Origin of the sequence: Blautia sp. HCP28S3_G10 (genome assembly GCF_052065235.1) — a bacterium.
Classification (GTDB): domain Bacteria; phylum Bacillota; class Clostridia; order Lachnospirales; family Lachnospiraceae; genus Blautia_A.
In genome coordinates this window covers 17,488-31,059 of record NZ_JBQHUL010000018.1, presented here as the reverse complement: position 1 = coordinate 31,059, position 13,572 = coordinate 17,488, and the positions used below count along the sequence as shown (strand labels likewise).

At 40.8% G+C, this 13,572-nt stretch carries 13 protein-coding genes; all 13 read left to right on the top strand.

What is annotated here, in order from left to right; translation table 11 throughout:
• Positions 1 to 20 precede the first annotated feature (20 nt).
• The 13 genes from yabP (at position 21) to ACTNB8_RS08895 (ending at position 13,513) form a co-directional block, all read left to right on the top strand.
• Entirely contained in the window at positions 21 to 302 is a 282-nt protein-coding gene (yabP, locus tag ACTNB8_RS08955) for a sporulation protein YabP (RefSeq protein ID WP_441053971.1), read from the top strand.
• Between the two features lies 1 nt (position 303).
• Entirely contained in the window at positions 304 to 720 is a 417-nt protein-coding gene (gene yabQ, locus ACTNB8_RS08950; protein ID WP_441053969.1) for a spore cortex biosynthesis protein YabQ, read from the top strand.
• On the top strand, positions 692 to 1,006 hold the full coding sequence (locus ACTNB8_RS08945; protein WP_441053967.1) for an FtsB family cell division protein: 315 nt from the start codon (positions 692 to 694) through the stop codon (positions 1,004 to 1,006). The genes yabQ and ACTNB8_RS08945 overlap by 29 nt, the downstream gene beginning before the upstream one ends.
• 108 nt (positions 1,007 to 1,114) lie before the next feature.
• Positions 1,115 to 2,608 carry a SpoIIE family protein phosphatase gene (locus ACTNB8_RS08940; protein WP_441053965.1) on the top strand — a complete coding sequence of 498 codons (1,494 nt, stop codon included), beginning with the start codon at positions 1,115 to 1,117 and terminating at the stop codon, positions 2,606 to 2,608.
• Positions 2,609 to 2,645: 37 nt separating this feature from the next.
• Positions 2,646 to 4,058 carry a tRNA lysidine(34) synthetase TilS gene (tilS, locus tag ACTNB8_RS08935; RefSeq protein WP_441053963.1) on the top strand — a complete coding sequence of 471 codons (1,413 nt, stop codon included), beginning with the start codon at positions 2,646 to 2,648 and terminating at the stop codon, positions 4,056 to 4,058.
• Entirely contained in the window at positions 4,051 to 4,581 is a 531-nt protein-coding gene (gene hpt, locus ACTNB8_RS08930; protein ID WP_441054034.1) for a hypoxanthine phosphoribosyltransferase, read from the top strand. Before tilS ends, hpt begins: the two co-directional genes overlap by 8 nt.
• 63 nt (positions 4,582 to 4,644) lie before the next feature.
• Positions 4,645 to 6,426, top strand: a complete 1,782-nt coding sequence (gene ftsH, locus ACTNB8_RS08925) for an ATP-dependent zinc metalloprotease FtsH (RefSeq protein ID WP_441054032.1) — start codon at positions 4,645 to 4,647, stop codon at positions 6,424 to 6,426.
• 347 nt (positions 6,427 to 6,773) lie between these two features.
• Positions 6,774 to 8,891, top strand: coding sequence for a glycoside hydrolase family 13 protein (locus ACTNB8_RS08920; RefSeq protein WP_441053961.1), 2,118 nt, complete (start codon positions 6,774 to 6,776; stop codon positions 8,889 to 8,891).
• Position 8,892: 1 nt separating this feature from the next.
• Entirely contained in the window at positions 8,893 to 9,825 is a 933-nt protein-coding gene (locus ACTNB8_RS08915; protein WP_441053959.1) for an AEC family transporter, read from the top strand.
• 168 nt (positions 9,826 to 9,993) lie between these two features.
• Positions 9,994 to 11,298: a glycerophosphodiester phosphodiesterase family protein gene (locus ACTNB8_RS08910; protein WP_441053957.1), complete on the top strand. Its 1,305-nt coding sequence runs from the start codon at positions 9,994 to 9,996 to the stop codon at positions 11,296 to 11,298.
• Positions 11,299 to 11,326: 28 nt separating this feature from the next.
• Positions 11,327 to 11,848, top strand: coding sequence for a cysteine hydrolase family protein (locus ACTNB8_RS08905; RefSeq protein WP_441053955.1), 522 nt, complete (start codon positions 11,327 to 11,329; stop codon positions 11,846 to 11,848).
• 410 nt (positions 11,849 to 12,258) lie between these two features.
• Positions 12,259 to 12,786 carry a flavodoxin family protein gene (locus ACTNB8_RS08900; protein WP_441053953.1) on the top strand — a complete coding sequence of 176 codons (528 nt, stop codon included), beginning with the start codon at positions 12,259 to 12,261 and terminating at the stop codon, positions 12,784 to 12,786.
• A gap of 31 nt (positions 12,787 to 12,817) precedes the next feature.
• Positions 12,818 to 13,513 (top strand): metallophosphoesterase, encoded by a 696-nt coding sequence (locus ACTNB8_RS08895; protein ID WP_441053951.1) that lies wholly within the window; start codon positions 12,818 to 12,820, stop codon positions 13,511 to 13,513.
• The last annotated feature ends 59 nt before the right edge of the window (positions 13,514 to 13,572 follow it).

Sequence of the window (13,572 nt, the reverse complement as noted above, 5' to 3'; positions counted from 1 at the left end):
ATAAAGTGGGGGACCGGTTTTTGGATGAAAAAAAATCTTCCGGACAGCACAGCGTGCTGGTCAATGATCGCAGAAACGGTACAGTAACAGGGGTAAAAGAAGTAGATTCATTTAACGAAAATGAAATTCAGATGCTTACAGAATGTGGCAGACTTCTTATAAAAGGCGAGAATCTTCACGTAAAGGAATTACATTTGGAAAAAGGAGAGGCACAGATCGAAGGAAAAATCAACAGTCTTACTTATGCCACGAATGGCAGGCTGCAGGACCGAAAATCTCTGGTAAAAAGGATGTTTCAGTAAAATGAGTGGATATATGAGAATAGAGGCTCTGCTTTTTGTGAGAGCAGTGGCTGCCGGGATTATGCTGGTACTGATATATCACATGCTGAAGGCACTTCGAAACTGTATGGGAATGCGGCCGGTACTCGTTTCGACCAGTGATATATTTTTTTGGATTGTTGTGGGAATTCTGCTTTTTGCGGCAGCATATCACTATAATTATGGGAAAATCCGTGGATATATGTTGCTTGGAGTGGCTGTGGGAGTGCTTTTTGTGAAATTTTTTTTAAATTTGGCAAAAAGGTTGCTATTTCGCTGTAAAAGATGTAAAATTTCATCATATAAACTAACGGAAGACTGCGCTGGTGCTGATAATAATCGAATTCCGTGGGTAAAGAGGAGCAAGCGGATTGAAAAGGGCAAAAAAAAGGAAAAATAACAAGAGAATAGCGAACAACTATCTGGGTATGGGTGCAATAGCTGTTGTGGTACTGATCCTTTTAGGCGGCCTGACTGTTCAGAGTAAAAATCTTGAAGCACGAATCGCAGTGTACGATGCGAAAGCAGCGGCACTTGAAGAGTCTATCGAAAATGAAAAAGACAGGACACAGAAGATAGACGAACAGAAAGAATATATGCAGACTGATGAATATGTAGCAGAAGTTGCACGAGATAAGCTCGGACTTGTCAAAGATAATGAAATTGTTTTTGAAGAAGAAAAATAACACATTTTTTGGTGAAATATTTTTTTGAATTTTCGCCTGTGTTTGACAGATATTTTAAAACCTTTCCTCTATAATATTTCTGAATGAAATATGAGGGGGAGGGAGAATATGCAGGAATGGATAATTGCCATGCTCGCGATCAGCATTACACTGATCATTCGGGACATGGCAAAAACTATTTTGATGGGGAGAACATCAAAAAAAGAGGAAACAATTCCTCCGGATGAGAGCCATCCTCAGAAAGAAAAAGTTGAACGTTATGCAGAATCATTCAGAAAACTGGCAGACACTTTTTATGGAATGCCATATAGAAAAGATTATCTGAGCAGCGGTCAAGTGGAAAAAGTGCTGCAGGGGACGAATGACCGCATGTGCAGCAACTGCTATCACAGGGAGATATGCTGGGGAGAACAGGCCGGTTCTCTGTATCAGGGAGGTGCGGCGATGGTTCGTGCACTTGAGGAAGGAAAGCCGGAAGAAGTAGAAAAAATCCGAAAAAAATGGGCAGAGGTTTGCGGAAAATCTGTTCAGTATCTGGAAAATCTGAAAGAACGGTTTCAGCAGGAAAAACAGAATCTGGTATGGGGTAACCGGATGATTGAAAATCGTCTTGCTGTTGCACAGCAGCTGACAGAAATGGCCAGGATAATGGAAATGGTAGCCGAAGACCTTTATGACATTACGGCTGCAGAACCAGAGTTTCAGGAAGAAATACGCAAAAGTCTGAAAAGAAAGCATATTGTTGTCAGACAGGTCTGGGTGATGGACCGGACCGAAGGGAGAAGACAGATTTTTCTTACCATGCGTGCCAGAAGCGGACAGTGCGTATCTGTGACAGAAGTTTCGCAGATTCTGTCGGAAATCTGCGAATGTGCAATGACATCGTCATCAGGAAGCCGCTGTATCGTAAATGGCGAATTCCACACCGTTCATTTTGTGGAAGATGTCAGCTATCAGATGTTGTACGGAGTTGCCAGGATAACGAGAGAAGAGGAGAAGGTTTCGGGAGATAACTTTATCTGCAGACAGGAAGATGAGGGAAAATTTGTCATGTGCCTTTCCGACGGAATGGGATCCGGGATGGATGCCTGCCGCGAGAGTGAGATCGTGGTAGAACTTCTGGAACAGTTTCTGGAATCAGGTTTTTCCCAGGAAACAGCAGCCAGAATGGTCAATTCCGCACTTGTTCTGAAGGGCAGGGATGGGATGTTTTCTACGGTGGATATCTGTGCAGTTGATCTTTATACAGGAATCTGCAATTTCCTGAAAGCAGGAGCAGCAGCAACTTTTATACGCAGAGATCACTGGGTGGAAGCTATTTCTTCAGAAAGCCTGGCAGCAGGTCTTATGCAGCAGATTGAATTCGATACAACTTCAAGAAAACTTTATCATGGAGACTATCTGATTATGATGACAGATGGAGTACTGGATGCACTTCCTGTAAACAGAGAGGAAGACACCATGAAAGAAATCATTATGGATATACAGGAAGAATCACCAAGAGAAGTGAGCAGGGGAATTCTGGAGAGAGTACTGGCATACAGTGATTACAGAGCACGGGATGATATGACTGTACTTGTGGCAAATGTATTGAAGAAATAAGAAGTGGATTATACAGTGACAGGAACGGAGGTTACAGGTGCAGGATACAACCATAGAAAAAGTAAGAAAATATATAAGTCAGACGGAAATGATAAATAAAGGCAGTCTGGTACTTGCCGGTGTGTCCGGAGGGCCAGATTCAGTAACCATGCTGGATATTCTTGAGCGTCTGAAAAAAGAAATGGGATTTGATCTGAAAGTTATCCATGTGAATCATGGGATACGTGGACAGGAAGCGCTGAGAGATCAGAAAACAGTAGAAAAGTTGTGTGAAGAAAAAAAGATTTCCTGCAGTGTATACAGTTATAATGTACCGGAACTATCTGTTCGATGGAAAATGGGACATGAAGAAGCCGGACGAAAAGTAAGAAGGGAAGCGTTTGAAAAAGAACGGCTGAATGCCGGAAAGCAGTATAACACTGTACTTGTGGCACTTGCGCATAACAAAAACGATCTGGCAGAAACCATGCTTCATCATCTGGCAAGAGGAACCGGAATCCGCGGTCTTGCAGCTGTAAAACCTGTAAACGGAATCTGGATTCGTCCGGTTCTCTGTTTAGAACGAAAAGAAATTGACAATTATATAAAAGAGCAGAAACTTCCACATGTAGTGGACAGCAGTAATCTGGAAGATGAATATACAAGAAACCGTATCCGCAGGCATATTTTACCCCTTATGGAAAGAGAAATAAACGAAAAAACCGTAGAACATATGGCAGAAACTGCGATTCTGCTGGAACAGGCAGAGACTTATATAGAAAAACAGGCTCATGAAACTGTACAGATGTTAACAGAGGAGATCGAAAACGGAATTCTGATCCGTGACGGATTTCAGGATCAGGAACTGATCATGCAGAGCTATGGAATACGTGAGATTCTTGAAAAGATCAGCACACACAGAAAAGATATCACATCTGTGCATATAAATTCCGTGAGGTCGCTTTTTGAATGTCAGACCGGCAAAAAGACAGATCTTCCCTACAACATGAGAGCGCAACGGACGTACAGTGGAGTCGCTGTGCTGGTAAATGATACAGAGAAAAAAGAACAGAAAAACGTTGAAGAATTTACACTGAATGTGGACAGGATGGTTGAATGGCCCACCGGAACTTTTACATTGAGAAAATTTCCCTTTTCAGGTGAGAAGATTTTGGAAAAAAAGTATACGAAATGGCTGGATTGTGATAAAATAAAATGCGCATTGACTGTACGAACCAGACGAAACGGAGATTATATGGTTGTCAATCAGAAAGGCAACCACAAAAAGATCACACGATGCATGATCGATGATAAGATCCCGGCAGAAAAAAGAGACAAGATCCCTCTTGTGACTGCAGGGGAAGAAGTTCTCTGGATTGTCGGCGGCAGGCTCAGCGAAAGCTACAAAATTACTTCCTGTACAAGGAATGTATTAGAAATAAAATACCAAGGAGGAAGTTATGATGAGTGAAAAAATCAAAGTGTTGCTCAGCGAAGAAGAAGTAGAGGCAAGAATCAGGGAGGTTGCAGCAAGAATCAGCAGAGATTATGCAGGAAAAGAAATTCATCTGATCTGTGTGCTGAAGGGCGGTGTGTTCTTTACCTGTGAACTTGCAAAGAGGATTACAGTTCCTGTATCTCTTGATTTCATGTCTGTATCCAGCTATGGAGATGACACAAAATCAAGTGGTGTTGTAAGGATTGTCAAAGATTTGGATCAGCCATTGATCGGTAAGGACGTTCTGATCGTTGAGGATATCATTGATTCAGGAAGAACATTAAGCTATCTGATCGAGATCTTAAAAGGCCGTAATCCAAACAGTATTCATCTCTGCACACTTCTGGACAAACCGGAAAGAAGAGTCAAAGATGTAAAGGTAGATTACTGCTGCTTTAATATCCCGGACGAGTTTGTTGTGGGATATGGTCTGGACTATGCCCAGAAATACAGAAACCTTCCGTTCATCGGAGTGGTTGAGTTAGACGAGGATTGAAAGGAGATTCATTAAGTGAGTAAACAGCCAAGCAGAATTGGCCTGTATCTGGTACTTATCGTGATGCTGGTTGCGGGATATTTTTATCTGAATAACCAGGTTTCTGCTCAGAGCGATTATACGATGGAAGCGTTGGAACAGGCAGCAAAGGATGGCAAAATAACGTCAGCCAGAATTTATCAGAACCGTGAAGTACCAACAGGTTCCGTAACAGCAGATATTCAGGGTGAGGGCCAGAAAAGAGTATATGTTACAGATGTCAACGAGGCTCAGGATACTCTTCAGAAATATGATATTCAGCCGGAAGTCCAGAATGTACCGCAGGAAAGTGTTTTTATGACAACACTTCTTCCAGTGATTCTGACAGGTGTGCTTGTGATTTTCCTGTTTGTGATGATGAACAGGCAGATGGCAGGTGGCGGAGGAAACTCCAAAATGATGAATTTTGGAAAAAGCCGTGCACGTATGATGCTTCCGGACGGCAAAAAAATAACTTTTCAGAATGTAGCAGGACTTAAAGAAGAAAAAGAAGACCTTGTAGAAGTAGTAGACTTCCTTAAAGCACCTCAGAAATATACAAATGTAGGTGCAAGAATACCGAAGGGGGTTCTTCTTGTAGGCCCTCCGGGAACAGGAAAAACTCTTCTTGCAAAGGCAGTTGCCGGTGAGGCAGGAGTACCGTTCTTCTCTATTTCCGGCTCTGATTTCGTGGAAATGTTTGTAGGTGTTGGAGCTTCCAGGGTCAGAGACCTTTTTGAGGAAGGCAAGAAACATGCACCATGTATTATTTTTATTGATGAGATTGATGCAGTTGCCAGACAGCGTGGAACCGGCATGGGCGGCGGTCATGATGAAAGAGAACAGACACTGAACCAGCTTCTGGTCGAGATGGATGGTTTTGGCGTTAATGAGGGAATCATCGTAATGGCTGCTACAAACCGTGTGGATATCCTTGATCCGGCTATCCTTCGTCCGGGACGTTTTGATCGTAAAGTAGCAGTTGGAAGACCGGATATTAAAGGGCGTGAGGAAATTCTCCGCGTACATGCAAAAGACAAACCGTTGGGAGAAGATGTAGATCTTGCTCAGATTGCCCAGACAACAGCAGGATTTACAGGAGCGGATCTTGAAAATCTTCTGAATGAATCTGCAATTATGGCAGCAAAAGAAAGCAGGAGTTATATCACACAGTCTGATATCAAACATGCATTCATTAAAGTCGGTATCGGTGCAGAGAAGCGAAGCAAGGTCATTTCAGAAAAAGAGAAAAAAATCACTGCTTATCATGAAGCAGGACATGCGATTCTTTTCCATGTACTTCCGGATATGGATCCTGTTTATACAATTTCCATTATTCCGACAGGAATAGGAGCTGCCGGTTATACAATGCCGCTTCCGGAAAATGATGACATTTTTAACACAAAAGGCAAGATGCTTCAGGATATTACAACACTTCTGGGTGGACGTGTCGCAGAGGAACTTATCTTTGGAGATATTACTACAGGTGCATCGAACGATATCAAACGTGCAACTTCCACAGCAAGATCGATGGTAATGCAGTATGGTATGTCTGATAAACTCGGTCTGATTGCCTATGGCGATGACAGTGACGAGGTATTTATCGGAAGAGATCTGGCACATACCAGAGGATACAGTGAAGAAGTAGCAAAAGAAATTGACCAGGAAATTCATCAGATCATTGATGAGTGCCATGAGAAAGCAAAAGAAATTATTTCTCAGCATATGGACGTACTTCATAAGTGTGCAGCCCTCCTTTTAGAGAAGGAAAAGGTGCAGAGAGATGAGTTTGAGGCACTTTTTACAGGGGAAAACGAAACAGTATAAAAATAGCATATACAATATAAACAAAAAACAATAATGAATTTTGTGAACTTTGTGCACACTTATTCGTTGACTCATGCTATTATATATATCGTAAAAACCCCCCAATACATTATATAGTTTTTGCTACACCCCATAAGAAGAAATACCTTCTCCAAAAAAAGACAGCTTATCCCGCTGTCTTTTTTTCTATGAAAAAATATGTGTGGTGACAGTAAAACAAATGACGAAATGTATTGGCTTTTTTTGTGGTTTTTGATGTTGTATATTGAGTAATTATGGACTAGAATAATTACCGTGAACAATAAAAAAGAATATGCATATGCTTAAGAATAGAGAGGAATTTATATATGGAATTTGAAAATGAGGATATCACCAGAAAAATGCAGTATATCCTGAATATGAGACCTGTTCTCAATGAGGGAGCACTGTTCAGCGATGGGACAAAATATTACAGAAATCCGACAGAGCCTGAGGCAGGTCAGATGGTGATGATCAGTTTTCGAACCCAGAAAAATAATGTAGATGCGGTATATCTTGTTTCCGGAGAACAGAAACAGAAAATGAAAATATACAAAACTGTAAAAGGCTTTGATTATTATGAAACAAAGATACAGATGCCAGACACAGTGTACCGATATCATTTTGAAATCATATATGGAAGTGTAACCTGTTTTTATGCTTCACATGGTGTCTGTAGTGAAATACAGGAAAGAGATGAATTCGAGATATATCCTGGCTATAATACGCCAGACTGGGCAAAAGGTGCTGTTATGTACCAGATTTTTGTGGATCGCTTTTATAATGGTGATACACAGAATGATGTACAGACAGATGAATATTCCTATATAGGAGAACATGTGGAAAGAGTACTTAACTGGTCAAAAACACCTGCAGTTATGGGAGTCCGGGAGTTTTACGGCGGAGATATCCAGGGCATCATTGATAAACTTGACTATCTGCAGGGACTGGGGGTCGAGGTACTTTATCTGAATCCGATTTTTGTATCCCCAAGTAATCATAAATATGACTGTCAGGATTATGATTATGTAGACCCTCATTATGGAAAAATTGTTGAAGATGGGGAGGGACTTCTGGCTCCTGGTGATAAAGACAATTCACATGCCACAAAATATATCAAAAGAGTAACAGACAAAAAGAATCTTGAGGCAAGCAATGAGCTTTTGGCACATCTTGTAGATGAAATTCACAAACGTGGAATGAAAATTATCCTTGATGGAGTATTTAACCACTGCGGTTCTTTTAACAAGTGGATGGACAGAGAAAGAATCTATGAAGGACAGGAAGGTTATGCACCGGGTGCTTATATTTCGGCGGACAGTCCGTATAGAAGCTTTTTTAAATTCAATGATGAGTGGGCATGGCCGTACAACATTTCCTATGATGGATGGTGGACGCACGATACACTGCCGAAACTGAATTATGAAGAATCTCAGAAATTATATGATTATGTACTGGAAGTTGCCAGAAAATGGGTTTCACCACCGTTCAATGTAGACGGATGGAGACTGGATGTGGCAGCTGATCTGGGACACAGCAATGAGTTTAATCATAAATTCTGGAAAGATTTCCGCAAAGCTGTAAAAAGTGCAAATCCGGAGGCACTGATCCTTGCAGAGCATTATGGAAACCCGGAAGGTTGGCTTCAGGGAGATGAATGGGATTCTGTAATGAACTATGATGCATTTATGGAACCTGTCACCTGGTTTCTGACCGGAATGGAAAAACACAGTGACGAATATAGAGAAGACCTTTATGGAAACAGCGATGCGTTTATCGGGGCAATGAAAAATCATATGCGTTCTCTTCATATGTCAGCCCTTCATACTGCCATGAATGAACTTTCCAATCATGATCATTCACGTTTCCTTACAAGAACAAACCGCAGGGTGGGAAGAGTTTCTTATGCAGGTGCAGAAGCTGCTTCAGAAAATATAAATACAGCGATCATGAGGGAAGCCATTGGTATCCAGATGACCTGGCCGGGTGCACCTACTGTATATTATGGCGATGAAGCCGGAGTATGTGGTTTTACAGATCCTGACAACAGAAGAACATATCCGTGGGGACATGAGGACAGAGACCTTCTTGAATTTTACAGAAAGATGATAAAGATTCATAAAGAATACAAAATCCTGAGGAGTGGTTCTCTGAAATTTCTATGGAATGATTATCAGGGACTGGCTTATGCAAGATTTTCTCACATTGAACAGATGATCGTAGCTATAAACAACAGAGAAGAAGGGAGAGAAGTAATGCTGGAAGTATGGCCCTGCGGTGTCAGCAGACTGGAGAAAACTCTGCTGACAAGAGTGATACAGTCAGGCCAGGACGGATACACAGATGCACCGGAACAGATTGAAGCGTCAGCCGGATCTGTAAAAATTTATCTTCCGGCGAGAAGTGTGACATTACTTCACCATAAAGATCAGAGAGGACAAAACTAAAATGCAGATCAGTTTATTGTTAATGGAGGAAATTGCAAAACTTTTTGCAATAATGATCATGGGTTATGTGGTAGTTAAAGCCGGACTGATGAAAGCATCTGAAAGCAAAAGCGTATCCGTAATTCTTGTATATCTTGTTATTCCATGTACGATCATCAATGCGTTTCAGGTTGAATATACCCCGGAAATACAAAAAGGACTGATCCTTGCATGTGCGGCAGCTGTTGCAGTTCATATCCTGTTTCTGGCCGTTACAGCGATGCTGAAGGGCATTTTGAAACTTGATATCATTGAACGGGCTACAGTAATCTATCCAAATGCGGGAATTCTGGTTATACCTCTTGTTCAGAAACTTCTGGGACAGGAATATGTGATCTATTCCAGTGCTTTTATTACGGTCCAGCTGATTCTTCTGTGGACGCACTGCAAAAACATGCTCTGTGAAGAAGAAAAACCGGACTGGAAAAAAATTCTTCTGAATATAAATATTATATCCATAATAATCGGAGTGGTTCTTTTTGCATGCAGAATACAGCTGCCGGCAGGTGTTCAGGATGTCCTGGATATGATGAACAACATGATTGGTCCGTTAGGCATGCTTCTTGCAGGAATGGTAATTGCTGAAGTGCCGCTTAAGACTGTATTTACAAGAAAAAGAAATTATCTGTCAACGGTTCTCAGACTTTTTGTATATCCGATCCTGACACTTGTCCTGTTGAAGGTAATATACAGTTTCAGTGCAATGACTGATGCCAGGCAGATTCTGCTGACAGTGTATCTGGCGTCTGTGACACCTGCCTGTGCGACTGTTACATCAATGGCCCAGCTGTATGATAAAGACGCTGCTTATTCCAGTACACTCTACGTGCTGACAACACTGCTGTCGATCGTGACGATGCCTGTAATGGTATTTCTATATGAGAATCTTCTGTAAAAATGCAGGTGAAGATTTATAAAATCGGATTTCACATTAAAAATGTGGAGTCCGTTTTTTATAATTCAGAGGATTTTTTTACGATATTAAGTATTGCGGAAATGTTAAAAACATTTTAAAATAGTGTTTATATAAGAGTGGGAAATTTTGGAGGAGTAAAAGAAAGAGATGAAATCAAAAAAGAAAGTATTCTGGCTTGCATTGATGATACTTTTGATACTTTCGACCGGTATTACTGTACAGGCTGCTACCAGAAACATGTACATTGGTCAGACCTACAAACTGAAAGTCAGCGGAGCCCGTAAATGGGTCAGCAAAAACAAAAAAATAGCGCAGGTGAAACAGAACGGAATCGTTATCCCGAAACGTGCCGGAAAAACTTTCATCAAAGTATATAAGAAAAAAGGCTATCAGAAAATCTGGATAAATGTCAAGAAGCCATACATCAATAAGAAAAAAATAACTCTGAATCCAGGACAGACATATAAACTGAAACTCAATGGAACAAAAGTTGTCTTGTGGAAAACCTCGCGGAAATCAGTGGCGACAGTCACGAAAAACGGTGTAGTCAGGGCAAAAAAAGCAGGTACAGTAACGATTACCTGCAGAGGCCGTAACAAAAAAACATATAAATGTACAGTTAATGTAAAGAAAAAAACTGTAGCACCGACACCGACACCAAGTCCAAGTCCGACACCTGTACCACAGGTAACTTCGGATCCGGCATATAATGGCAAAAGACCGGTTCTGATATCACACCGGGGATATCGCAAGATTGCACCGGAGAATACACTGGCGGCATTCCGCACTGCAGCAGAATACGGATACAAAGCAGTGGAATGTGATATACATTTTACAAAAGACAATGTACCAGTGATTATTCATAATGCAACAACTGAACAGACATCCAATGGTCATGGGAAAATAAAATTATATACATATGAAGAAGCACGGCAGCTGGATTTTGGTTCATGGAAAAGTCCGATGTACACCGGTGAAAAGATTCCTTCTTTTGAGGAATTTCTTATTCTGTGCAGACAGTACGGACTTCATCCTTATGTGGAACTGAAAAACTGCTATGGAATGAACAGAGAAAACATTGCAAAGATGTATGACATTGCCTGCAGTGTGAATATGGAGGATGAGATTTCCTGGTTTTCTTTCGGATACGCATTTATGGAGATGGTGAGAGATGTAGATCCGACAGCAGATGTCGGATACATCACCAGTTCGCATATAAGTGAAGCTATACTTCAGCGGATGCGTAATCTGCAGACTCCGGAAAACACAGTCACGCTTTATTGCTATTCTTCCAGCATCAGCCCTGAGCTACTGGAAGTATGCAAGAGAGACAAGATAGAGATGGTTGCACGTGCAGTGTCCACAGAGGCTGTTTACCAGTCACTGGATCCATATTACAAAGGCGCACTTACAGACAGCGTGCTGAACAAAGAAATCAGTATCATTAAATAAATAACAAAAAGACGGAAGGAGCAAAATCATGCAGGATATTTTAGTAGTTGTTGATATGCAGAATGATTTCATTGACGGTGCACTTGGAACGAAGGAAGCAGTTGCAATTGTTCCGAAGGTAGAAGAAAAAATCCGAAACTTCGACGGAATTGTTCTTTTTACAAGAGATACTCATGAATCATGGTATCTGGAAACACAGGAAGGTAAGAAACTTCCGGTACCTCACTGTATCAGAAATACAGAAGGCTGGGAGATCAGAAGTGAACTGGACAAATTCAGAAAAACAAAGCCGATTGACAAAGATACATTTGGTTCAACAGATCTGGCAGGTGAACTGGTGGCGATGAATGAAGATAATGAAATAAGCAGTATTACCTTTGTGGGATTATGTACAGATATCTGTGTAATTTCCAATGCGCTTCTTGTGAAGGCTTCCCTTCCGGAAGTTTCGATCATCGTTGATGCATCATGCTGTGCAGGAGTGACCCCGGAAAGCCACGAAAATGCACTGAAGGCCATGGAAGCCTGCCAGGTGGAGATTGTAAGATAAATTTCATATGGGATTTATGACTTTCTCATAAAAATAACAGAAAAGCTTTGCTTCGAATAACTGATGGATTGGTTATGGAGTGGGGCTTTTTTATAGCAGGAGTTTTATATCCCACATTTAATTGCGATTATTGCATTAGTGATTTTTATGCCAATATCTGATCAGTTCTGTAGTGAAAAAGGCTGTTGGAATTATTCGTATAGGAAAAAGAATAGTACACCATCCTATTCAGCTCATACATATATCGGAATAGAAAATCTTTTTATTAATTGCTTTGGATAGCAATCAACCAACGATATATTCGGCAGGATGAAAATGGGCTGCTGTTATTTATGGAAATGTGCGGAGGCAGATTATCTGAAATTCGAGTCTGTAAAATTTTATAAAAGCAAGAAGAAAGAGGGAAAATTATGAAAATCATAGTAATTAATGGAAGTGCGAGAAAAGGAAATACATTAACAGCAATTAATGCTTTTGTGAAAGGTGCAGGAGAGAAAAATGAGATTGAAATTATTGCACCGGACAAGCTGAATATTTCTCCATGTATGGGGTGTGGAGTCTGTCAGTGTCACAAAGGCTGTGTGGCCAAAGATGACACCAATCCAACGATTGATAAGATTGCGGCAGCAGATATGATTCTTTTTGCAACGCCGGTTTATTGGTGGGGAATGACAGGACAGTTGAAACTTGTAATTGATAAATGCTATTGCCGTGGAATGCAGATGAAAGGCAAAAAGGTCGGCTTTATTGTTGTTGGAGGTGCATCGACAGACAATATTCAGTATGAGCTGATCGGAAAACAGTTTGAATGTATGGCAGAATATTTATCCTGGGATATTTTGTTCAGTAAATCATATTCCGCTAATGGGAAAGATGAATTGGCAGAAAATGCAGATGTAATGGAAGAACTGGAAACACTGGGAAAGAATGTGAAGTAAGAACGCAAATAACGCAACTGAGGTGAATGCAATGTCATTATGGGCGATGGGAGATTTTCATCTGGCATTTACAGTGGATAAGCCGATGGAGATTTTTGATCCTATATGGAAAAATCATGAACAGAAAATCCAGAAGTATGTAAGAAAAGCTGTGAAGGATACGGATACAATCATCATCACCGGAGATCACAGCTGGGGCAGGGATCTTGAAGAATGTGAAGAAGATCTCAGGTTTATAATAGAGCTTCCGGGGCGCAAGATTCTTTTGCGGGGAAATCATGATATGTTCTGGGATGTAAAGAAAACAGAAAAATTGAATGACCATTTTAATGGACAGCTGGAGTTCCTTCAAAATAATTACTATAATTATGAAAATTATGCACTTGTAGGGACAAAGGGGTATTGTTATGAGGGAAAGGATTCGGTTGAGCATTTTCTGAAAATTCGTGACCGTGAACTGGAGAGACTTAAGCTTTCTTTTGAAAAAGCAAAAGCGGCTGGATACGATAAATTTATTATGTTTCTTCATTATCCTCCAACGACAATCGGAGAGCAGGAAAGCCCTTTTACACAGATGGCAGAAGCGTATGGCGCTGAACAGGTGATTTATTCACACTGCCATGGAAAAGAACGGTATGATGACAGCTTTAAAGGTGAAGTAAATGGTATCATATACAGGCTGGTTTCAGCGGATTATCTGAGATTCAGACCTGTAAAAATATTATAACTAAAGAAGAAAGAAGCGGTAAACAGTCAATGACTGGAAATCAGCCGTAGATATACAAA